This window comes from Kitasatospora sp. NPDC051170, from assembly GCF_044455705.1.
GTDB lineage: Bacteria > Actinomycetota > Actinomycetes > Streptomycetales > Streptomycetaceae > Kitasatospora.
Genome location: NZ_JBITFA010000021.1, coordinates 32,250 through 53,741 on the forward strand (window position 1 = coordinate 32,250; position 21,492 = coordinate 53,741).

Annotated in this window: 16 protein-coding genes; 6 read left to right on the top strand and 10 right to left on the bottom strand. The window is 73.8% G+C overall.

What is annotated here, in order from left to right:
• Nucleotides 1-34: 34 nt before the first annotated feature.
• Genes ACIBCA_RS33170 through ureA form a run of 3 tightly spaced genes read right to left on the bottom strand, consistent with a single transcriptional unit; the run spans nucleotide 35 to nucleotide 3,539 of the window.
• Nucleotides 35-1,078, bottom strand: coding sequence for an agmatine/peptidylarginine deiminase (locus tag ACIBCA_RS33170; protein ID WP_396286786.1), 1,044 nt, complete (start codon nucleotides 1,076-1,078; stop codon nucleotides 35-37).
• A gap of 38 nt (nucleotides 1,079-1,116) precedes the next feature.
• Nucleotides 1,117-2,832 (bottom strand): urease subunit alpha, encoded by a 1,716-nt coding sequence (locus ACIBCA_RS33175; protein WP_396286787.1) that lies wholly within the window; start codon nucleotides 2,830-2,832, stop codon nucleotides 1,117-1,119.
• Nucleotides 2,829-3,539 carry an urease subunit gamma gene (gene ureA, locus ACIBCA_RS33180; RefSeq protein WP_396286788.1) on the bottom strand — a complete coding sequence of 237 codons (711 nt, stop codon included), beginning with the start codon at nucleotides 3,537-3,539 and terminating at the stop codon, nucleotides 2,829-2,831. Before ureA ends, ACIBCA_RS33175 begins: the two co-directional genes overlap by 4 nt.
• A gap of 571 nt (nucleotides 3,540-4,110) precedes the next feature.
• Here ureA and ACIBCA_RS33185 point away from each other — a divergent pair.
• Both ACIBCA_RS33185 and ACIBCA_RS33190 read left to right on the top strand, forming a co-directional pair.
• The gene (locus tag ACIBCA_RS33185) at nucleotides 4,111-4,626 is read left to right on the top strand and encodes an ATP-binding protein (RefSeq protein ID WP_396286789.1); all 516 of its coding nucleotides are present in this window, start codon (nucleotides 4,111-4,113) and stop codon (nucleotides 4,624-4,626) included.
• 339 nt (nucleotides 4,627-4,965) lie between these two features.
• Entirely contained in the window at nucleotides 4,966-7,245 is a 2,280-nt protein-coding gene (locus ACIBCA_RS33190; RefSeq protein ID WP_396286790.1) for a SpoIIE family protein phosphatase, read from the top strand.
• A 134-nt stretch (nucleotides 7,246-7,379) separates the two neighbouring features.
• Here the strand turns inward: ACIBCA_RS33190 and ACIBCA_RS33195 are convergent, their stop codons facing one another.
• The 5 genes from ACIBCA_RS33195 to ACIBCA_RS33215 form a co-directional block, all read right to left on the bottom strand.
• On the bottom strand, nucleotides 7,380-8,447 hold the full coding sequence (locus ACIBCA_RS33195; RefSeq protein ID WP_396286791.1) for a DUF2637 domain-containing protein: 1,068 nt from the start codon (nucleotides 8,445-8,447) through the stop codon (nucleotides 7,380-7,382).
• Nucleotides 8,448-8,682: 235 nt separating this feature from the next.
• Nucleotides 8,683-9,618, bottom strand: coding sequence for a (2Fe-2S)-binding protein (locus ACIBCA_RS33200; protein WP_396286792.1), 936 nt, complete (start codon nucleotides 9,616-9,618; stop codon nucleotides 8,683-8,685).
• A 168-nt stretch (nucleotides 9,619-9,786) separates the two neighbouring features.
• Nucleotides 9,787-10,626, bottom strand: coding sequence for a hypothetical protein (locus ACIBCA_RS33205; RefSeq protein WP_396286793.1), 840 nt, complete (start codon nucleotides 10,624-10,626; stop codon nucleotides 9,787-9,789).
• Nucleotides 10,627-10,790: 164 nt separating this feature from the next.
• Nucleotides 10,791-11,651: a hypothetical protein gene (locus tag ACIBCA_RS33210; protein ID WP_396286794.1), complete on the bottom strand. Its 861-nt coding sequence runs from the start codon at nucleotides 11,649-11,651 to the stop codon at nucleotides 10,791-10,793.
• A 153-nt stretch (nucleotides 11,652-11,804) separates the two neighbouring features.
• On the bottom strand, nucleotides 11,805-12,497 hold the full coding sequence (locus ACIBCA_RS33215; protein ID WP_396286795.1) for an NTP transferase domain-containing protein: 693 nt from the start codon (nucleotides 12,495-12,497) through the stop codon (nucleotides 11,805-11,807).
• Nucleotides 12,498-12,735: 238 nt separating this feature from the next.
• On the opposite strand from ACIBCA_RS33215, the gene ACIBCA_RS33220 reads away from it, so the two are divergent.
• Nucleotides 12,736-13,440 (top strand): HNH endonuclease family protein, encoded by a 705-nt coding sequence (locus tag ACIBCA_RS33220; protein ID WP_396286859.1) that lies wholly within the window; start codon nucleotides 12,736-12,738, stop codon nucleotides 13,438-13,440.
• A 147-nt stretch (nucleotides 13,441-13,587) separates the two neighbouring features.
• Entirely contained in the window at nucleotides 13,588-15,156 is a 1,569-nt protein-coding gene (locus ACIBCA_RS33225; RefSeq protein WP_396286796.1) for an alpha/beta hydrolase, read from the top strand.
• Nucleotides 15,157-15,244: 88 nt separating this feature from the next.
• Here the strand turns inward: ACIBCA_RS33225 and ACIBCA_RS33230 are convergent, their stop codons facing one another.
• Complete coding sequence (locus ACIBCA_RS33230; RefSeq protein ID WP_396286797.1) at nucleotides 15,245-17,689, bottom strand: ArnT family glycosyltransferase; 2,445 nt, start codon at nucleotides 17,687-17,689, stop codon at nucleotides 15,245-15,247.
• 96 nt (nucleotides 17,690-17,785) lie between these two features.
• Nucleotides 17,786-18,904 (bottom strand): alpha/beta hydrolase, encoded by a 1,119-nt coding sequence (locus ACIBCA_RS33235; RefSeq protein ID WP_396286798.1) that lies wholly within the window; start codon nucleotides 18,902-18,904, stop codon nucleotides 17,786-17,788.
• Between the two features lie 325 nt (nucleotides 18,905-19,229).
• Here ACIBCA_RS33235 and ACIBCA_RS33240 point away from each other — a divergent pair, with 325 nt between their 5' ends.
• Together ACIBCA_RS33240 and ACIBCA_RS33245 are read left to right on the top strand one after the other, a co-directional pair.
• The gene (locus tag ACIBCA_RS33240) at nucleotides 19,230-20,777 is read left to right on the top strand and encodes a putative Ig domain-containing protein (protein WP_396286799.1); all 1,548 of its coding nucleotides are present in this window, start codon (nucleotides 19,230-19,232) and stop codon (nucleotides 20,775-20,777) included.
• Nucleotides 20,778-20,982: 205 nt separating this feature from the next.
• Nucleotides 20,983-21,441, top strand: coding sequence for a WXG100 family type VII secretion target (locus ACIBCA_RS33245; RefSeq protein WP_396286800.1), 459 nt, complete (start codon nucleotides 20,983-20,985; stop codon nucleotides 21,439-21,441).
• The last annotated feature ends 51 nt before the right edge of the window (nucleotides 21,442-21,492 follow it).

Sequence of the window (21,492 nt, forward strand, 5' to 3'; positions counted from 1 at the left end):
CTCCCGTCCGGGGTGCCCGGGGCGTTCGGAGGGGTCAGGCCCGGGGCTGCTGCTGGGTGATGCAGTGGATGCCGCCGCCGTTGGCGAAGATCTCGCGGGCGTCGACGAGTTCGACGGTGCGCCCCGGGTAGGCCTCGGCGAGGACGGCGGCGGCCTGCTGGTCGCGCGGGTCGTCGAAGGCGCAGAGGACGACGGCGCCGTTGGCGACGTAGTGGTTGATGTAGGAGTAGTCGACGGGTTCGCCGTCCTCGTCCAGCAGGACGGTGGGGGCGGGCAGTTCGATGACCTCCAGCTGCCGGCCCTTTGCGTCGGTGGAGGCGCGCAGGATGGCGACGAGTTCCCGGCAGACGGCGTGGTCGGGGTGGGCCGGGTCGGGCTGGACGTGGGCGAGGACGACGCCGGGGCGCACGAAGGAGGCGACGATGTCGATGTGTCCGCGGGTGCCGAACTCGTCGTAGTCGCGGGTGAGTCCGCGCGGCAGCCAGATGGCCTTGGTGGTGCCGAGGTGGGCGTGGAGTTCGGCCTCGACCTCCTCCTTGGTCCAGTCGGCGTTGCGGCCCTCGCCGAGCTGGACGGTCTCGGTGACGAGCACCGTGCCCTCGCCGTCGACGTGGATGCCGCCGCCCTCGTTGATGAGCCGGGAGGCGAAGCGCCGGACGCCGGTGAGCTCGCCGATGTGTTCGGCGATGTGCTCGTCCTTGTCCCAGCGGGCCCAGGACTGGGCGCCCCAGCCGTTGAAGATCCAGTCGGCGGCGGCCACCGAGCCCTGGCCGTCGATGAGGAAGGAGGGGCCGATGTCGCGCATCCAGGCGTCGTTGAGCGGGCGTTCGACGATCTCGACCTGCTCGGAGACGTACTTGCGGGCCTCCTGCGTCTCCCCGGTGTTGACGATCAGCGTCACCGGCTCGTACCGGACGATGGTGTCGGCGACGGCGGCCCACGCCTGGCGGGCGGCGTGGAGCTGCTCGGGGGTCTCGAAGGTGGGGTTGGGGGTGGGGAAGGCCATCCAGGTGCGCTCGTGCGGGTGCCATTCGGCGGGCATCCGGTAGCCGAGGGAGGCGGGCGTGGGGGTGGTCATCGTCAGGTCCTAGGGGAACGAGGGGAAAAGGAAGGGGGTCAGAGGAAGTAGAGGCGGCTGAGGGAGACGCTGTCGGCGGGTTCGGAGCGCAGCGGCGAGCCGTCGAGGGAGACGAGGCCCGTCTCGGTGACGTCGACGCGCCCGGTGCGGGCGTTGCGCACCATGTCCTTGGGCCCGATGCCCCGGGTGCCGTGGACGGCGACGCGCCGGCGCCGGGTGGGCAGGCCGTCGGCGGGGCGGTCCGGGGAGGCGGCGTCCGCGGCGGCCCGGGCGACGAAGGCGACGGAGAGGTCGGCGGCGGTCGCGCCGTGGGCGCCGAACTGCGGGCCCAGGACGAGGGGTTCGCAGCGGTCGGTGGAGGCGTTGGGGTCGCCGGTGACGCCGTACGCGGGGAAGCCGGACTTGAGGACGAGCTGCGGTTTGGCGCCGAAGTGGTCGGGGCGCCACAGGACGATGTCGGCGAGCTTGCCGACCTCGATCGAGCCGATCTCGTGCGAAAGGCCGTGCGCGATGGCCGGGTTGACGGTGAGCTTGGCGATGTAGCGCAGGACCCGTTCGTTGTCGTCGCCGCCGGCGACGGTGCCGAAGCCTCCGTCGAGGGGGCCGCGTTCGGCCTTCATCTTGCCGGCCATGGCGAAGGTGCGGCGTACGGTCTCGCCGGCGCGGCCCATGCCCTGGGCGTCGGAGGAGGTGATGCCGATGACCCCGAGGTCGTGCAGCACGTCCTCGGCGCCCATCGTGCCGGCGCGGATGCGGTCGCGGGCCATGGCGGCGTCGCCGGGCAGGTCGGTCTTGAGGTCGTGGGCGGAGACGATCATGTCGAAGTGCTCGCCCAGGGCGTCCCGGCCGAAGGGCAGGGTGGGGTTGGTGGAGGAGCCGATGACGTTCGGGACCCCGGCCATCTTCAGCACGTCGGGGACGTGTCCGCCGCCGCAGCCCTCGATGTGGAAGGCGTGGATGGTCCGGCCGTCGAGGACGCGCAGGGTGTCCTCGACCGACAGGCACTCGTTCAGCCCGTCCGTGTGCAGGGCGACCTGGACGTCGTACTCCTCGGCGACGCGCAGCGCGGTGTCCAGGGCGCGGGTGTGCGCGCCCATGTCCTCGTGCACCTTGAAGCCGCAGGCGCCGCCCTCGGCGAGGGCCTCGACCAGTGGGGCCTGGTCGGAGGAGGAGCCCCGGCCGAGGAAACCGATGTTGACGGGCCAGGCGTCGAAGGCGTTGAAGGCGTGGCGCAGCGCCCAGGGGGAGTTGACGCCGACGCCCCAGACGGGGCCGAACTCCTGGCCGATGACGGTGGTGACGCCGGAGGCGAGCGAAGCCTCCATGATGCGGGGCGACAGCAGGTGGACGTGGGTGTCGACGGCGCCGGCGGTGGCGATCAGGCCCTCGCCGGAGACGATGGTGGTGCCGGTGCCGACGACCACGTCCACGCCGTCGAGGGTGTCGGGGTTGCCGGCCCGGCCGATGGAGGCGATCCGGCCGCCGATCAGGCCGATGGAGGTCTTGCGGACGCCCTGGACGGCGTCGATGACCAGCACGTTGCTGATCACCACGTCGCAGGTGTCGCGGACGGCGGCGGCCTTGAGGTGCAGGCCGTCGCGGGCGGTCTTGCCGAAGCCGGCGAGGAACTCCTCGCCGGGCGCCTGGGAGTCGGACTCGACGCGGACGATCAGGCCGGAGTCGCCCAGGCGGATACGGTCGCCGGTGCGCGGGCCGTGCACCGAGATGTAGTCGTGCGGGGTCAGTGCGCTCATGACGGCATCTCCGCGTCGTCGAAGCCGGTCAGGTAGCCGGTCGCGCGGGCCTTGGCGAGGGCGGCCTCCTTCGCGCCGGGCGCGTCCAGGGGGCCGTCCACGAGCCCGGCGAAGCCGATCGCGACCCGGGCGCCGCCGATCGGCACCAGGCCGACCTCGACGGTGGCGCCCGGGTCGAAGCGGACGGAGGAGCCGGCGGGGACGGCGAGGTGGGTGCCGTAGGCGGCGGCGCGGTCGAAGGCGAGGCGGGGGTTGGCCTCGAAGAAGTGGAAGTGCGAGGTGACGGAGATCGGCACCCCGGAGGTGTTGTGGACGGGGAGCAGCAGGCTCTCCTCGACCGGGTCGTAGCCGGCACCGTCGCCGGGGAGGGCGCCGCCGGGGGCGTTCTCGCCGAGGGAGCCGACGCCGCGGAAGGGGTCGGTGACGACGGCGAGGCGGGTGCCGTCGTCGAAGACGGCCTCGACCTGGACGACGGTGACGACGTCCGGCACGCCGGGCAGCACGTCCTCGGCGCTCAGCGCGGAGCGTCCGGCCTCGATGGCCTCGGCGAGGCGGCGGCCGTCGCGGGCGGCCTCGCAGACGGTGTCGGCGATCAGGGCGGTGGCCTCGGGGATGTTGAGGCGTAGGCCCCGGGCGCGGCGGGCGCGGGCCAGTTCGGCTGCCGTGAAGATCAGCAGCCGGTCCCGCTCGGTGGGGGTCAGTCGCACGGTTCCTCGCTCGCGGTCGCCGGGGAGGGGGTCGGCTCGGGGCCTCGGGGGCTCGGAATCTCGGAGTTTCTGAGTTTCTGAGTTTCGGAGAGCCTCGGGGTCTCGGGAGTCTGGACGGTTCCGGGGGATGTTAGAACGGCGTTCAAACATCTCGGGTCATTGAACCCGGCCGGGGGCGCCCTGTCCAGCGTTGCCGCTCCGCGGGCGTTCGGCTTGTCGGGGCGCGGCCGGGGCGCGGTCGGGGGCACGGTCGGGGGCACGGTCGGGGGCGTGGCCAGGCGCGAGGGTAGGGGCGCGGAAGCGGGCGTACGGCCGGGACGGGCGCCGGGTGTGCGCGGGATCGAACGGAGGGGGTTCGAATGCAGCCCCCGTGCTTCGCAAACCTGTCCGGCGCGAGCAGTTGGATCACGCGGGCCTCCCCGTGCCCCTTTCACCCCAGGTGATCGGACGCACACTGTTGCAAACGCCGCCGACTGGGCATGAGGATGGGTGGCCAGAACGAGCAGGCCACCCGGCCGGCGGGGGACTCCGGAGGCGGGGGGCCGGATTTCCAGGGCGGGGGCATGTGGTGATGGACGGTCAGTCGCGATTCCCGCGGCAGCGGACGGGCTCGGGTGACGCCTACCGGTCCGGCCCTGTCCAGGGCACGGCCGGCGGTACGGGGACGGCCCTGCCGGGGGTCTCCGCCCCCGGGTGCGCCCTGCACCGCCGCCTGCACCTGACGCTGGAGCCGGCGGATCTGGTCGCGGTCGGCTCGGTGCGCCACCGGCTGCGCTCGGCGCTGAGCCACTGGGGGGTGCCGGAGCTGTCCGACACCGCCGAGCTGCTCTCCTCCGAGCTGGTGACCAACGCGCTGCTGCACACGGGCAAGGGCGCCGTCTTCGACGCGGTGCTCGGCACGGAGAACCGGCTGCGGATCGAGGTGCAGGACGGTGCGAGCAGACTGCCCGGCCGCCGGCGCGAGGCCGACGCCGAGTTCGCGACCTCCGGGCGGGGCCTGCTGCTGGTGGAGGCGCTCGCCGACTCCTGGGGGGTGCAGCTGCGCGGGGAGGGCAAGGTCACCTGGTTCGAACTCGCGATGCCCTGAGAGCCCGGTGCCCCGAGAACCTCGGTGCCCGGGGGCCCGGTCCCCTGACGTCCTGGAAGTCCGAGGCTCGGAGTGGCCCGGATCACGCATTGCTTCGCCATCGAAGCAACCCGTGAACAGAAGGCTGAACGGAAGATTTCCGCACCGTTGCCATTGCCGCTCGGCCGAACATTGGCCAGGATGGTGGGAATGTGTGTCCACGGTCGGGAAGCAGCGGGGAGAGCGAACCTCGACTGACCACCGCCCGTCGAACCCACCCGAACCAGCACGACCCACCACATCGCCACGCGGCCCGTCCGGACGGTCGGCGCGGTCCGTCACGGCAGCGGCAGGAGCAGCATGCCCACTGAGCCCGAGTCGCCGGGGCCGGCGCTGCCGCCCGGCGTGTCCGCCGAGCCGCAGCCCGTCGGCCGCACCGCGACGCCGCAGTCCGCCGACCGGGCCCGCCCGCCCGCGCAGACCGCCCGCCGCGGCGCCCAGCGGATGCCCCCGAACCTCGCCGCCGCCCGGATGGCCCCGGTGCTCTCCGGCGGACTGCCGCCCGCCTCCGCCGACACCATGCCGGACTGGCTGGAGCCCGCGATGGCCGCCAACGGCATCGGCTCCTTCGACTGGGACATCCGCCGCGACGTCCTGGAGGGCGACCAGCGGGCCTGCACGATCATCGGACTGGACACCGAGAAGAGCCACTTCGACCGCACCTCCGCCTCCTTCCTCTCCCTGCTGCACCCCGAGGACGCGCCCGTGGTGCGCCGTCGCGTCGAGCGAGCGGTGGCGGAACTGGGCCAGTGCGGCGCGTACTACCGCACCATCGGCCCGGGTGGGGGCCTGCGCGCCGTCCGCTTCCGCGGCCGGGTGCTCGCCGACGCCTTCGGGCGCGCCTCCCGGATGGTCGGCTTCGTCTGGGACGCCACCGTCGAGCTGCACAAACGCGACCACGCCGACCGGATGGCCCAGCTGCGCGAGGAGCGCTCCCGCTTCATCAAGGAGGCGGCCCGCGCCCTCTCCGAGGCCGTCACCGTGCGCGACGTCGCACGGGTGTTCACCGAGCTGCCGCTGCCCGGACTGCCGCCGGACGGGCTGGTGCTCGCCTCCTTCGAAGCCGGACGGGCCCAGATCCTCGGCGCCTCCGGCTACCACCCCGAGGGCCTCGCCATCTGGGACCGCACCCTGCTGCCGCACGGCCACCCCGCCTCCGAGGCGCTGCGCCACCGCGCGCCGGTGTTCATCTCCACCCGCGAGGAGTTCCGCGAGGGCTACCCCGACGTGTGGGAGCCGACCAAGCGCAACGGCAAGGGTTCCTGGGCCTACCTGCCGCTGGTGGCCAGCGGCCGGCCCATCGGCATCTGCGTGGTCAGCTTCGACGACGAGCGCGAGCTGGACGCCGACGAGCGCACCCTCCTGTCCACCCTCGGCGGGCTCGTCGCCCAGTCCCTGGCCCGCGCCCGGCTGCACGACGCCGAGCACGAGCTCGCGGCCGGCCTCCAGCGGGTGATGCTGCCGCGCACCGTCCCCTCCGTCCCCGGCGTGACCACCGCCGTGCGCTACCTGGCGGCCGGCTCCGGCCTGCAGATCGGCGGCGACTGGTACGACGTCGTCCCGCTGCCCGGCGGGCACGTGGGCCTGGTCATCGGCGACGTCCAGGGCCACGACGTGCACGCCGCCGGGATCATGGGCCAGCTGCGGATCGCGCTGCGCGCCTACGCCGCCGAGGGCCACCCGCCCGAGGCCGTGATGGCCCGCGCCTCCCGCTTCCTCGCCGACCTGGACACCGACCACTTCGCCACCTGCACCTACGCCGAGGTCAACGTCGACTACGGCGTGGTCTACGCCGTGCGCGCCGGCCACCTCGACCCGGTGGTGCGCCGCGCGGACGGCAGCGTCGCCGTGGTGCCGGTCGCCGGCGGGCTGCCGCTGGGCATCGACCCCGACCAGGAGTACCGCGTCACCCGGTTCAGCCTCGACCCGGGCGAGACGGTGCTGCTCTGTACCGACGGCCTGGTCGAGGCGCGCGGCATGGACCTGGACGAGGGCATCGACCGCCTCGTCCGGGCCCTCGCCCGCCCCCTGCCGGACCAGCGGACGGCCCACCGGGACCCGCTGGAGGAACTGGCCGACCGGATCGCCTCCCAGGCCGCCGACTCCAGCGAGCGCGAGGACGACATAGCGCTGCTGCTCCTGCGCTGGGACGGCCCCTCGGGCGGGCTCGCCGCCCAGCAGCTGCGCCGCCGGGTCGGCCAGGCGGACCTGGCGCGGATCTCCGAGGTCCGGGCCGAACTGCGCGACGCACTGCGCCGCTGGGGCGTCGCCGAGTTCATCGACACCGCCGAACTGCTCTCCTCCGAACTGGTCACCAACGCCATCCGGCACACCGACCGGGATGCCATGTTCACCGCCCGGCTCTACCGGGAGCCGGTCTCGGACGGCGGCCGGGCGCGGCTGCGGGTCGAGGTGGAGGACGAGTCGGACCTGTGGCCGACCCGCCGCACCCCCGGCGAGCAGGCGTCCTCCGGGCGCGGGCTGATGCTGGTCGAGGCGCTCGCGGACGCCTGGGGCGTGGAGCCGAGGGGCTCCGGCAAGCGGATGTGGTTCGAGCTGAGCGGGACCACGGCGGCTTAGGCCGAACGGGGGCCGAACTACTTCCGTAGTGGCACTACATCCGTAGTTCGGACCTGCCCGGGACGGCCCGAGGTTACTCCGGACCGCTCCCGACTACTTCCGTAGTGGCACTACGGAAGTAGTCGGATCCGCGGTCAGCCGAACTGCTGCTCGAGGTCCTTGAGCTTGCGCTCCAGCTCGTTCAGCCGGGGCAGCGTGACGGTGTCCTCGTCGACGGTGAGGTCGATGGTGCGCCGCTCCGGGCGGGCCGGGAGCCCCGGCTGGACGACCGGGCCCTCGGCGGCTCCGTCCGGAGTCTCGTCGGCGGGGCCGGGCTGGCCCGCCTCGACGGCGAGGGGCGCGGCCGGACCGCCGGCTATGGCCGGCTCCGAGCCGGACTCCAGCTGCCGGGCGGCGGAGGCCGCCCCGCGCCCCCGCCAGGCGCCGTTGCCGCGGTTGATCGCCCGGATCTCGGCCCGCTCGCGGCGGCCCGCCAGCTTGCGCCGCTCCTTCTCCAGCGCCCGCTCCCGCTTGTCGTCGCGGACCTCGTCCACCGCCTCGTCCAGGCTGCGCACGCCTTCGAGTAGCATCAGCGACCAGGCCGCGTACGTCTCGCGGGGGGCGCGCAGCCAGCGCACGATGCGGATCTGCGGCAGTGGGCGGGGGACGAGCCCCTGTTCGCGCAGCGCCGCCCGGCGGGTCTGCTTGAGCGCCCGGTCGAAGAGGATCGCCGCGGACATCGACATGCCGGAGAAGAACTGCGGGGCCCCGGCGTGGCCGAAGCCGCGCGGGGCGTGGACCCAGTTGAACCAGGCCGAGGCGATGGCGAACACCCAGACCAGCAGGCGGGAGCCGAGGGCGGCGTCGCCGTGGCTGGCCTCGCGCACGGCGAGGACGGAACAGAACATCGCGGCGCCGTCGAGACCGAAGGGGACGAGGTACTCCCAGCCGCCCGACAGTCCCAGGTTCTCGACGCCGAAACCCACCAGCCCGTGGAAGGACAGGGCGGCCGCGACACCGGCGCAGCAGAACAGCAGGGTGTACGAGGCTCCGCCGTACAGGGATTCCTTGCGCCGGCGCCGTTCCTCGGCACGCTCCCAGGAATCCGCCCCACCGGCGGGGGAGGAGCCCCGGCTCCGGGCCAGGGCCACCAGGAGGGCGCTGACCAGCAGCCCCGCCACTGCGGTGACGGCCCAGCCGAGCGGTATGTCGGACAGTTTCATCGCCGGAACCAGCCTCGCTTTCTGCGTCGCGCTTCCTGACATCGTGACAACGTGATGTGCGCCGTGATGGCGGGGACCATCATGGCCGATGCTCGGGGGGCGAATGACCGATTCACCGTCAATGCGCTGAGTAGAGGGATTTCTGACCTCGAGTCGAGCGGATTGTCATATGAATTCGGTGGCAGGAATTCCCGGAATTCCGGGCTTTTTCGGTTTCGGCTCGGACGTATTTTCGTCAACTGCGCATGACGCGGGGGCAGCCGCCGCACATGTCCCGGGGGGCCACGGTGTAGACGAGGCAACAGCTGGCCCGGGAGCGGGCGCAGTCGGCGGGAGCGCCGCCGCAGCCGGGCGCCGGGGCCGCGAAACCGGCGCCCGGGGTGAAGGGGGAGGGCGCCGGAGCGGGCCCGCCCGACGCGCCGGGCGCGTGCGCGGGCGCGGCGAGCCCACCACAGGCGGGCCCGGGCGCCAGCAGCGCCGAGAGCTCCTCGCGCGCCCGCTCCGCCTCGCCGAGCAGCCCGCCCGCGTACCAGAGCCCCTCCACCATCGCGTCGGTGGCCATCGCCCACAGCACCCGCGGCCCGCGCCGCACCTCGGGCCGGAAGGCGGCCAGCAGCGGGGCGAGGAACCCCTCCAGCGCGCACCGCAGTTCGGCCGCCAGCGCCTGCTCGTCGGCGGCGGTCCGGGTGGCGCAGGCGGCGGCCGGATCGTCGGGCAGGCAGACGAAGGCGCCCGGACGGACCGTCAGCTCCGCCGAGCCCGCGCCGCGCCGCAGCGCGACGTCCCCGGGCCCGGCCAGCGGCACCCGGCGCTCCAGGAACCACGGCAGGGTGAACACCAGCGACAGCGGCCAGACGGCCCGGTGCAGGCCGAACCCGGCCGCCACGTCCGGCCGCAGCGGCCGTCCGTAGCGGGCGAGGCCCTGGCGGGCGTCGTGACCGATCAGTTCGCGCAGCGCCTCGGGCCGTTCGGTGAGGTCGGCGGCGGTGAACCAGCCGCCGCCCGAGCGGGGTGCGGCCAGGCGCACGCTCACCACGGGGGAGAGCGCGGCCAGCCGGTGGTACGCGGACGCGCCGGGGGCGGGGGGATCGGGCGTGAGGGCGGGAGTGTGCGCCGGGGTGGTGCGGGGGGCGCACGGCACGGGGCCGGGCCGGATGCTGCTCGCGGTCATGGTCGGGGCCCCATCGGGTCGACCGGGGCCGCGCATGGGGCCCGGTGGTGCCCGCCGCGCCGTACCGAGCCGCACCGGGCCCGGCCGGACCGGGGCATGGCGGTACCCGGAGAACGGCAAGGCGAACCTGGCCGGAGTACTGCTCACTCCGGCCAGGTTAGGCTCACCTTAGCTGATGGCGCCCGGAGTCTCGCTCCCGATGCGTCCGTCCGGGGGAGGCGCCGGCGCGCGCGGGGCGCTCAGTTGGCGCGCGAGCCAGACCGGCACGCCGCCCAGGGCGTGCACCAGGCGCGTCGCCTCGGCGCGCAGGCGGGCGGCCTCCGCCGGTTCGGAGACCTCGGCGAGCGCCGCGAGCGCCGGTGCCACCCCCACTGTGAAGCCGAGTTGCTCGCGCAGCCGCAGCGAGGCGTCGAAGCCCTCCCGGGCGCGGGCGTGGTCCCCCCGGGAGAGGGCCAGGGCGGCCAGGTGGCGCCAGGTGTAGGAGCGCAGGAGTTCGTCCCCGCGCTCTCCGGCGGCGTCGTGCGCCCGGCGGTAGGCGATCCAGGCCGCGCTGCGGTCGCGCAGCAGGTTCTCGGCGACCAGCCCGCGCCGGAAGTCCAGCAGCGGACGGCCGGGGGCGTCCGGCGGCAGCAGCGCGGAGGTGCGGCCGAGCGCCGCCTGTGCCTCGTCGAGCCGGTCGCGCGGGCCGAGCACGCTGGCCAGGTAGGCCAGGAACCCGCGGGCGCAGGCGGCGGCCGCGCGCTGCTCGGTGCCGGCCGCGAGCGCCTCCGCCAGCCGTAGCGCCTGTTCGGCCTGTGTCCAGTTCGCGGCGGTGAACAGGCACTGTTCGATGAGGAGTTCGGCGCGGCCGAGGGCGGCCGCCGGGTCCTGTTCGGCGGAGGGGCGCAGCAGTTCGGCGGCCTCCTGCCAGCACCCGCGCGACCGCAGCCGCCACACGGTGTCGCCCGGTTCCTCCGCTGCCCGCCCCCGCCCGTCCGGGCCGCTCGGGCTCCATCCGTGCTCCGACAACGCCACCTCCTTGTGTGCGCCATCCAGCAGGGCACGGACGCGAAGGCCCGCGCTGTGGCGGCAATTCAACACGGGGGTGAGCTTGTGCACCAGATCACGAGCGGAGGTTGTTGATTTTGCGGGGTGGATGATCTAGAGGGCCTCGAGGCGGTGCCGACCGGGGACTAGGAGGTCCAGCCGGTCTCCATGAGGGCCTCGGCGGCGCCGTTGGCGGGCTGGGGGACGCCGGCGAGGTCCAGGCTGAACAGGGCGACCAGCAGTTGTTCGCCGCGGACGGTGGCCTGGTGGGAGTAGCCGGCCAGGGTGAACATGGCGGCGGCCATCTCCTCGGCGTGCAGGGTCTGCATCCACAGGCACTCGACGGACTTCACGTCGGCGGGCTCCGTCCAGGTGTCGACCTGGGCGACCATCCGGGTGCCGAGCAGGGTGACGCCGTCGCGCTCCTGGGCCTCCGTCAGTTCGAGGTCGTCGAAGCCGAGCCACTCCAGGTAGCGGGCGGCGGTGAACACCGCATCCTGGGAGGTGCGCACGGGGTGGGGGCGGAACGGGGCGCGGTGGCGGAAGGGGCGGGCCCGGCCGGCCGAGGTGCCGGGGGCCGCGGGCGGGGCGGGCACGGGGGCGCCCAGCGGGTGGGCCGGGTAGGGGCGGGAGGTCTGCGGGCCGGGGGCGGCGAGTGGGGCGGCGGTGCCGGTGCCCAGGCGGGTCGCGCGGTCCACCGGGAGCCGGACGGTGGCGCCGCAGTTGCAGGTGAACTCCGGCTGGGGCCACTGGTCGGAGCGGCCGCAGTGGGGGCAGCGCATGCTCAGCCAGGAGTCCTCCCAGGAGCGGAACCGCACCTGCACGGGGACGCCGCCGCGCAGCAGCGGCACCTTCAGCGAGGCGCCGCAGGGGCAGGGCAGCGACGGGGGCTCGTAGAGGTGCTCGCGGCGGCAGGCGGGGCAGCGGATCGCCCGGGCGCCACCGCCCGCCCCGGGGCCCTGCCGCGCGGGGTCGTGTCCGGTGAAGTCGTCGGGCAGTCCGGCCATCGCGGGCTCCGTCCCTCGGGGTCGGGTGTGGGTCGTTTCCCATGCTCCCTGATGCGGGGGGCGGTTGGCGCGGAATGGGGCAATCCTCAGGGTTGGATCAGGGACGGTCGTCCGGCAGGTGGAGCGTGGGCGATCAGCGCTCCGTCTCGGTGGTTACACGGCACCCCACCTGGCCAGGTCGGCGGGGGTGTCCAGGTCGTCGGGGACGGCCACGTCGGCGCATTCGACGAGGACGGTCTCCGCCGCGTGCGCCGCCAGCAGGGCCCTGGCGCCGGAGTCGCCGAGCGCGCCGGCGGACGCCTCGGCGAAGTGGCGGGCGCCGATCAGGACGGGGTGCCCGCGCCGGCCCGCGTAGGCGGCGGCCGCGAGTTCGGCTCCGGCCCGGTGCGCGGCCAGCAGCCGGGCGACGGCGGCCGGGGTGACGCCCGGGGTGTCGACCAGCAGCACCAGCGCCGCCGAGACGCCCGGTGGCAGGGCGGCCAGGCCCGCGCGCAGCGAGGAGCCCATCCCGCTCGCCCAGTCCGGGTTGGCGGCCAGCCGGCAGCCCGGCAGGTGCGCCGTGGCCCGTACCCGCCCGGCGGCGGCGCCCAGGACGACCGTCACCTCGGGGCAGCCGCCCGCCCGGGCCACGGCCACCGCGTGCTCGACCAGCGGGCGGCCGCCGTAGCGGATCAGCGCCTTGGGCCGCCCGCCCAGGCGCCGCCCGCCCCCGGCGGCCAGGACGAGCGCGGCGACGGGACCTTGCGAGTCGGGATCCTGCGAGCCGGGATCCTGCGAGCCGGGACCCTGCGAGTCGGTACCTGGCGCGACGCGGCCTGCCGAGTCGGGGCCTGGCGAGTTCTGCATGCGCCCAGCCTGCCCGGTGGGGAGGGCGCGGCGCATCGGAGGAAGGCACAACCGGTCGGGGCGAGTGTGAGCTTCGACATGCTCCTTGAGGTCCGCGTGGCGTCGCCTTGACCCGCTCTTGGGGCGGCTGATCCACTCTGCTGGTCCGTCACACCGCCCCTGACCTCGGGAGTTCTCCGTGCCCGCCCGCCGTACACGGCTCTCCGCCGCCACCGTGTTCCTCATATGCGCGCTCGCGCTGGCCGGTTGGCTGGTCGGCGGCCGCGACCACGACAAGCCCGCCCCCGGCGGCACCGCCCCGGCCGGGGCGCTGGGCACCAGCCCGCTGCAGAACCCGGACGGGACCAAGCCAGGCCTCGCCCCGCTGAGCACCCCCGAGGAGCGCAAGGCCGGCCGCGATCTCATCGCCAAGGTCGCCACCGCCGCCCCCGGCCCCAAGGACGGCTACGACCGCAACGAGTTCGGCCCGGCCTGGACGGACAACGTCGAGGGCGTCCCCCTCGGCGGCAACAAGTGCGACACCCGCAACGACCTGCTCGCCCGTGACGGCACCGGCGTCGAGCACAAGGACGGCTCGGATTGCGTGGTCACCGCGATGACCATCTACGACCCGTACACCGGCAAGACCGTGCAGTGGACCAAGCAGCAGCCCACGAGGATCCAGATCGACCACGTGATGCCCCTGTCGTACGACTGGCAGATGGGCGCGGCCGCCTGGGACAAGCTCAAGCGCGTCCAGATCGCCAACGACCCGCTCAACCTGATCCCCGCGGACGGCTCCCAGAACGCCTCCAAGGGCGACTCCGGCCCGGCCTCCTGGCTGCCCGCCAACACCGAGGTGCGCTGCTCCTACGCGGTGCGCTTCGCGCAGGTGTCGCTGAAGTACAAGCTGCCCGTCACGGAAGCGGACAAGAAGACCATGCTCCAGCAGTGCGGCGGCTGATCCAGGCGGCTGATCGAGGCGGTTGATCGAGGCGGCTGATCCAGGCCGCTGAACGACCCCTCCCCGACCGGCGGAAACCGCTCGGCCGTCGCCCCGGTCCGGGGCCGGGATGTGACCCGGACCGGGGATGAATGGTATGCGTGAGCAGTGGACTCGAAGATCCAACGGTCATCCCGACGGGCGCTGCCCGCCCTCGCCACCGCGCTCGCCGCCGCCCTGACGGCCGCCGGCTGCACCGGCACGCCCACCGCGAGCGCCCCGACCGCGCGGCCGCCGCTGGCCGACAGAGCCCCGGCCGCCGCCGCGCCCGAACTGCGCGCGCTCTACGACCAGCGGATCGACTGGCAGCCCTGCGGGGAGCCCGCCGAGGGCGAGGAGCCCACCGTCCAGTGCGCCACCCTCAAGGCGCCGCTGGACTACGCGAAGCCCGGCGGCGAGACCATCGACGTCGCCCTCACCCGGGTGCCCGCCGCCGACCCGAAGCACCGCCTCGGCGCCCTGGTGCTCAACCCCGGCGGGCCCGGCAACTCCGGTACGAGCATGATCCAGTGGGGCTGGAAGAGCTACCAGGGCCCGCTGCACGACCGCTACGACCTCGTCGGGTTCGACCCGCGCGGCGCCGGCCGCACCACCCCGGTGCACTGCCTCGACGACCGCACCCGCGACGAGTGGACCTCCACCGACGACCCCGGCTACGACCACGGCCGCGTCCTCGCCGACGCCTGCCAGGCCAAGCACGCCGCCCTCCTGCCGCACCTCGGCACCCGCGACACCGCCCGCGACATGGACGTGCTGCGCAGCGCCCTCGGCGAGCGCAAGCTCGACTTCCTCGGCCTGTCCTACGGCACCTACCTCGGCGCCCTCTACGCCGAGGAGTTCCCCGAGCGCACCGGCCGCCTCGTCCTCGACGGCGCCGTGGAGCGCAGCACCGACCTGATGCACCTCAACGGCGAACAGGCCGTCGCCACCGAAGCCGAGTTCACCGCCTTCGCCACCGACTGCGCCACCAACGACGAGTCCTGCCCCTTCGGCACCGACCCGGCCGCCGCCCCGCGCCGCCTCGCCGACTTCCTCGACGGCCTGCGGGCCCGCCCCCTGAACACCGCGGACGGGCGCAGCCTCACCGCCGCCCTCGCCTGGGGCGGCGTCATCGGCGTCCTCAACGACGGCAGCCGCTCCTTCGAGCGGCTGCGCGAGGCCCTCGCCCCGGCGGTCACCCACGGCGACGCCGACGAGCTGATGCGCCTGGCCGACAACGCCGACGGCCGCGACCAGGACGGCCGTTACTACACCGCCGCGGACGCCTACGCCGCCATCCACTGCGCCGACGCCGCCCTCGCCCCCAGCCCCGCCGACCTGCGCACCGCCCTGGCCGACCTCGCCGCCCAGGCCCCGCTCACCAGCCGCCACGACACCCGGCTCGCCCTGCTCGACCCGGACTGCCGCCCCTGGCCGTACCGTTCGCCCGAGAAGCCGCACACCGTGAAGGCGCCGGGCAGCGCGCCGATCCTCGTCGTCGGCTCCACCGGCGACCCGGTCACGCCGTACCCGTGGGCGCAGCGGATGGCCGCCGGGTTCGAGCACGGCGTGCTGCTCACCCGGGACGGGGACGGGCACACCGCGTACGACAAGAGCGGGTGCGTGCGCTCGGCGATCGCGGACTACCTGGTGGACGGGCGGATGCCGGCCCCGGGGACGCGCTGCGCCTCGGACTGACAGGACGAGCCGACATGTGCGCAGGGGGCGCGCCGCGCTGCTCGCGGTGCGCCCCCTGCGGGTCTCTGCCGGTCTGCCGGACGGCGGCTCAGGAGGTCGGGGCCGTCAGGTCGTAGAAGGTGGCCGTGCCGACCGTGTGCTTGGTGAAGTGGGCCGTCACCCACGCCTCGATCTGGGCGCTCTCGGTCTGCTGGCCGCCCTCGTCGCCGCTCGCACCGCCCGCACCGCCGGTGCCGCCTCCGCCGAAGCCGCGGCGGGAGCCGCCGTCGATGAACCAGTGGACCTTGCCCTGCTGGACGTCCTTCTGGAAGTCGGCCAGGCTCAGCGACGGGTCGGTGCCGTTGAAGCCGCCGAGGGCCATCACCGGTTCCCCGGTGGCGAGTTGGTAGCTCGCGGAGGTCTGCGAGCCGACCGCCGCCGCAACCCAGGTGAAGCGGTCGGCGTCCTGCTTCAGCAGGGCCGCGGCCTCGTCGCTCACCTTGGTGCCGCCGAGCAGGCCGCCCATGCCGCCACCCGCGCCGCCCATGCCGCCTGGGAAGCCCGCGCCGCCGGGGAAGCCCTCGGGGTCGCCGGGCAGGCCCGGGACGGTGGTGGCGCCGTTGCCGTTGCCCGTCGTGCCGCGCTCGTGGCGGCCGTTCGCCTTGCCGGAGCCGTTGCCGGAACCGTTGCTGGAACCGTTGTCGGAACCCGAGCCCTGGTTGCTCCCGGCGCCCGAGCCGGCGCCCGAGCCCGGCCCGCCCGGGAAGGCACCGCCGCCGGGGAAGCCGCCGCCGTTCCGGCCGCGCGGGGCCTGCCCGCCCGGGAAGCCCGCGCCGCCCTTGCGCCCGCCGCCGCCCGGCCCGAACGAGCCCTTGACGGACGGTCCGGCCGTCACGATCGAGCCGTTGTGCGCCGTCGCCACGGTGTCCACCGCGTACGCCGCCGGGCCGCCGAGCGCCGCCGCCAGGCCCACCAGGCCCGCCACCGAGGCGATCCGCGCCCCGAGCCGGCCCGAGGACCGCCCGGCCGCCTGGCCCCAGAGCAGCGCGCCCGCCGCCGCCAGCCCGCCGAGCAGCACCGCCCAGCGCAGCCAGGGCAGGAAGTCCGAGCTGCGCCCGAGCAGGACGAACGCCCAGACCGCCGTCACCGCGAGGGTGCCGGAGAGCACCAGCGCCCAGGGCAGCCGGTGCCGCGCCCGCCACAGCCCGTCCACGCCCATGCCGACCAGCGCGGCGACGGCGGGGGCCAGCGCCACCGTGTAGTACTGGTGGAAGATCCCGGACATGAAGCTGAACACCAGCGCCGTGGAGATCAGCCAGCCGCCCCAGACCAGGAACGCCGCGCGGGCGGTGTCGGTGCGGGCGTAGCGGCGGGTCGCCCAGAGGCCGACGACCAGCAGGATCAGCGCGGCCGGCATCAGCCAGGCGATCTGCCCGCCGATGTCGCCGCCGAACAGCCGGGTGATGCCGGTCTGGCCCCAGCCGCGGTTGCCGCCGCGGGCGGCGCCGCCGGGCAGGTCCAGTCCGGCGGGCAGGCGGGCGGCGCCGCCGCCGACGCTGCCGCGCTCGTTGCCGTCCACCCGGCCGAGGCCGTTGTAGCCGAAGGTCAGCGACAGGAAGCTGTTGTCCTGGGAGCCGCCGACGTACGGGCGGGCCGAGGCGGGCAGCAGTTCGACCACGGCCACCCACCAGCCGCCCGCGACGAGCAGGGCCGCGCCCGCGAGCAGCGTCTGGCGCACCCGCCGCCACAGGCCGGTGGGCGCGACCACGAGGTAGACCACGGCGAAGGCGGGCAGGATCAGGAACGCCGCCAGGGTCTTGGTGAGGAAGGCGAAGCCGAACACGGCCCCGGTGAACAGCAGCCACCGGGTGCTCGCCGTCTCGACGGCCCGCACCATCCCGTACGCGGAGAGGGTGAGCAGCAGCACCAGCAGCGCGTCGGGGTTGTTGAAGCGGAACATCAGCGCCGCGACGGGGGTGAGCGCGAACGCGGCCCCGGCGAGCAGCCCGCCGAGCGGGGAGAAGCGGCGGCGCACCGTCGCGTACAGCACGCCCGCGGTGGCGGCGCCCATCAGGGCCTGCGGGGCGAGGATCGACCACGAATCGAGGCCGAACAGCCGCACCGACAGGGCCATCGGCCACAGCGACATGGGGGGCTTGTCGACGGTGATGAAGTTCGCGGCGTCCGAGGAGCCGAAGAAGAACGCCTTCCAGCTCTGGCTGCCCGCCTGGACGGCCGCCGAGTAGAAGGCGTTCGCCCAGCCGGAGGCGCCCAGGCCCCACAGGTAGAGGAAGGCGGTGGCGGCCATCAGCCCCAGCAGGGCCGGGCGCACCCAGCGCGGGTCGTCCTCGCGGCCCCGCCAGGCCCGGGCGGGCAGGGTGCGCAGCCGCTCCGACCAGGAGGCGAACCCCTTGGGCCCGGCGGGCGGCAGGGGCTGCTCCGGGAAGAGCGGGGCCGGGCGGTCAACCTCCGGCTGCGGCACCTGCGGCGGCGGGTAGTCCGCGGCCTCCGGCCACGGTTCGCCGGCCGGAGGGGAATAGCTGCTCGTGGTCATGCGCCATACGCTGCGTGGCGCGGCTGAGAGAACCGTGAGACGGGGCTGTGAGACGGGTTTGATCTACGGATTCACCCGCTCGGGGTTGCCTGCGGCTCAGGCGGCGGCGGGCATCGTGAGGTGCTTGCCCAGCCACTCCAGGGCCGGGGGGATCTCCCGGGTCCAGGTGTGGAAGTTGTGGCCGGCGGTGTCCAGGGTGATCGTGGACATCGCGGTCGGGGCCTTGAAGGCGCCGACCATCGCCTGGGTCTCCTCGTAGTTGTTCTCGTCGTTCGCCGTGGTCAGCAGCAGGGAGACGGGCACCGGCGGCTGGTTCTTGAGCCGCCACAGCAGGTCGTTCTCCTGCTTGAGCTTGGCGTCGCCGCCGAAGAGGTCCCCGGTGGTCGGGTCGTGGGCGGCGCTGTAGTAGCCGGAGAGCGCGACGGCGGACTTGTAGGAGTCGGGCTTGCGCAGCGCGAACTTCAGCGCGCAGTAGCCGCCGGTGGAGTTACCGATGACGGCCCGGTTGGCCGGGTCGGTGCCGATCCGGTAGGTGGCGGCGAGGGCCTTGGGCAGGTCGGTGGTGAAGAAGGACTCCACCTGGGGGCCGTTCGGCACGTCGACGCACTCGGTGTCCCGGTCGACGAGGGTGGGGCGGGTCATCACCAGGACGGTCGGCGGCAGCTTCTTCTTCTCGATCGCGTCGAGGGCGGAGGCCGGGTACTGCATCAGCGAGATCAGCTTCTCGGGGATGCCCGGGTAGCCGGTGAGCACCAGGGCCATCGGGAAGCGCTGCTTGGCGAACTCCGGCTGGAAGTACTGCGGGGGCAGGTAGACGTACGCCTCGGTGGTCAGACCGCTGCCGGCCCCTTTGACGGCGACCTTCTGGATCAGCCCGGAGCGGTCGGGCTCCGAGCCCTGCGCCGAGTAGAACTTCTGCTCGCCCGTGACGGCCACGCCGGAGGCGTTCGGCTGGTGGTCGACGACGGTGCCCAGGCCCCCGCTGGTGCCGAGCAGGTCGGTCCAGGAGCTGTAGAAGCCGAAGTAGCTGTTGGCGATCAGGCCCATCGCGGCCAGCACGGACAGCTGCGCGGCCAGGAAGGCGCCGAGCCGGCCCGCCCAGGACTTCCACCCCTTCCCGCCGAACCGCGGCCAGAGCCACATGGTGGCGGCGAAGACGAGGATCGCGACCACGGAGGCGACGATCTGGAGGGGGAGTCCGGTGAGGCTGAGCACGCCCCCGATCGTAGTTGACCACCTGGGCGGGGGATCACGTGGTCATCGGTCGACCGTGTCATCGCATGATCGGCGGGATGCGTCGCCGGGTGTGCGGACCGTTGTCGTTCCGGGGTGGGGGCATGAGGCCCTCGGGAAGGGCCGGACCGCTGGGCGGGGGAGACCTCGCCGGGTGGTGGAACGGTCCGGACGGTCGACATCGAGCCGGAGAGGGATTGAGCCGATTTCCGTCCTAACCGTTGATTCCTTGTAGTGCGCATGGCACTTTCGTGCGTCGCGGGCCTCGGCAACCAGCAGGGGCCGGCGATCCCCCACAAGGAGAGCCATGTTCAAGAGAGTTGCCGCGACGGCCGCCGCGAGCGTCGTCGTCGCGGGCGGTCTGACCTTCGTCGCCGCCCCCGCGCACGCCGTGCGGGCCGCAGACCTGACCTCCACCATCGCCCTGAGCAACTGCTCGGCCTCGCTGGTCCGTTACCCCACCTCGGTGGCCGGTGACCGCGCGCTGATGCTCACCAACGGGCACTGTCTGCCGACGATGCCCCCGGCCGGGCAGGTCATCCAGAACCAGAGCGCCAGCCGCAGCGGCACCCTGCTCGACGGCGCGGGCAACAGCCTCGGCACCGTCACGGCCGACAAGGTGCTGTACGGGACGATGACCGGCACGGACGTCGCGCTGTACGAACTCACCGACACCTACGGGTCGATCACCTCCAAGTACGGCGCCACCGCGCTGACGATCAACGACTCCCACCCGGTCGACGGCGCGGCGATGTACATCCCGTCCTCGTACTGGAAGCAGACCTGGAACTGCTCGATCAACGGCTTCGTGCCGACCCTGCGCGAGGACCAGTGGAGCTGGCACGACTCGCTGCGCTACAGCTCCGGCTGCAACACCACGCACGGCACCTCGGGTTCGCCGATCGTCGACTCCGCCAGCGGGCGGATCGTCGGCATCAACAACACCGGCAACGACGACGGCGCCATGTGCACCCTCAACAACCCGTGCGAGGTGGCGGCCGACGGCACCACCACCGTCACCAAGGGCCAGAGCTACGGTGAGGAGACCTACTGGTTCACCACCTGCCTGGGCGCCAACCGCGCCATCGACCTCAACGTCGCCGGCTGCCTGCTGACCAAGCCGGCCGGCACCGGCGCCGTCTCGGTGAGCAACCCGGGCGGCCAGTCCACCTCGGTCGGCGGCGCGGTGAGCCTGCAGATCAACGCCTCCGGCGGCACCGCCCCGCTGTCCTACTCGGCGACGGGCCTGCCCGCGGGCCTGTCGATCAACGCCTCGACCGGCCTGATATCCGGCACCGCCTCCACCGCCGGCAGCTCCAACGTGACGGTCACGGTCACCGACGCGGCCGGCAAGTCCGGTTCTGCGGCCTTCTCCTGGACGGTCAACCCGGGCGGCGGCACCTGCACCCCGGCGCAGCTGCTCGGCAACGCGGGCTTCGAGACGGGCACGGCCTCGCCGTGGACGGCCAGCTCCGGCGTCGTCGACAACAGCTCCTCCCAGGCGGCGCACAGCGGTTCCTGGAAGTCGTGGATGAACGGCTACGGCACCACCCACACCGACAGCCTCTCGCAGACGGTGACCATCCCGGCCGGCTGCAAGGCGACGCTGAGCTTCTGGCTGCACATCGACACCGCCGAGACGGGCTCGACGGCGTACGACAAGCTGACGGTCTCCGTCAACGGCACCGCGCTGAAGACTTACTCCAACGTGGACGCGGCCGCGGGCTACCAGCAGCGCACGTTCGACCTCTCGTCCTACGCGGGCCAGAGCGTCACCCTGAAGTTCAACGGCGTCGAGGACGGGTCGCTCCAGACCAGCTTCGTCATCGACGACACCGCCGTCCAGACCGGCTGATGCCACGTCAGGACTGAAGGTGGGGGGAGGCCCGGCGGTGTCGACACCGCCGGGCCTCCCCGTCCGTACGCCCCGCGTTCCACCGGCGTTGGCGCGGAGTTCCGAACGCCCGTCAGCCGATGGCCGGAGATCCCCCAACTCTCGTGCGTACCAAGACTTGACGCTAAGCTCGCTGAGTGAAACCACGGGGTCTGGAGGGGTACGAGTGACTGACCTGGATTTCGAGCGGAAGGTCAATCCCTGGCTCTTCGACGGCAGCGGGAAGCTCACCGCCGCCGCGAAGAAGGACCACCCGGACCTGGCCGCCGCCGAGGCCGGCACCGCGGAGCCGAAGTGGGTGCCCGCGCAGGCGCACCAGGCCCCCGGCGCGACGGTGAAGGTGAGCCCGGCGGCGCTGCGCAAGGCGTCGGGCAACGCGAACACCCTGCACACCGAGTTCGACAAGGCCTGCAAGGACGTCTGGAAGGACCAGCCGGGCGCCACCCAGGCCATGTCCAGGGACTGGAGGCTCGTCGCCGCGCTGGCCACCGCGCAGGGCGTGTGGGCCGCGCAGGCCCAGGCCACCGGGGGCATGCTCGGGCAGGTCTCCTCCGCGATGACCGTCTGCGCCGATCAGTACGAGCAGATCGACAGGGCGAACGCCGGCAACTTCCCGACCCCCTGACACGACCTGGCACGACCTGATACCCCCTGGCACGACCTGACACGACCTGAC

What these genes read in the sequence shown, in the direction of transcription:
- ACIBCA_RS33240 (WP_396286799.1), top strand. Translation starts at nt 19,230, where the DNA reads ATGTTCAAGAGAGTTGCCGCGACGGCCGCCGCGAGCGTCGTCGTCGCG.
- ACIBCA_RS33200 (WP_396286792.1), bottom strand. Translation starts at nt 9,618, where the DNA reads ATGACCGCGAGCAGCATCCGGCCCGGCCCCGTGCCGTGCGCCCCCCGC.
- ACIBCA_RS33215 (WP_396286795.1), bottom strand. Translation starts at nt 12,497, where the DNA reads ATGCAGAACTCGCCAGGCCCCGACTCGGCAGGCCGCGTCGCGCCAGGT.
- ACIBCA_RS33190 (WP_396286790.1), top strand. Translation starts at nt 4,966, where the DNA reads ATGCCCACTGAGCCCGAGTCGCCGGGGCCGGCGCTGCCGCCCGGCGTG.
- ACIBCA_RS33210 (WP_396286794.1), bottom strand. Translation starts at nt 11,651, where the DNA reads ATGGCCGGACTGCCCGACGACTTCACCGGACACGACCCCGCGCGGCAG.
- ACIBCA_RS33230 (WP_396286797.1), bottom strand. Translation starts at nt 17,689, where the DNA reads ATGACCACGAGCAGCTATTCCCCTCCGGCCGGCGAACCGTGGCCGGAG.
- ACIBCA_RS33195 (WP_396286791.1), bottom strand. Translation starts at nt 8,447, where the DNA reads ATGAAACTGTCCGACATACCGCTCGGCTGGGCCGTCACCGCAGTGGCG.
- ACIBCA_RS33185 (WP_396286789.1), top strand. Translation starts at nt 4,111, where the DNA reads ATGGACGGTCAGTCGCGATTCCCGCGGCAGCGGACGGGCTCGGGTGAC.
- ACIBCA_RS33170 (WP_396286786.1), bottom strand. Translation starts at nt 1,078, where the DNA reads ATGACCACCCCCACGCCCGCCTCCCTCGGCTACCGGATGCCCGCCGAA.
- ACIBCA_RS33175 (WP_396286787.1), bottom strand. Translation starts at nt 2,832, where the DNA reads ATGAGCGCACTGACCCCGCACGACTACATCTCGGTGCACGGCCCGCGC.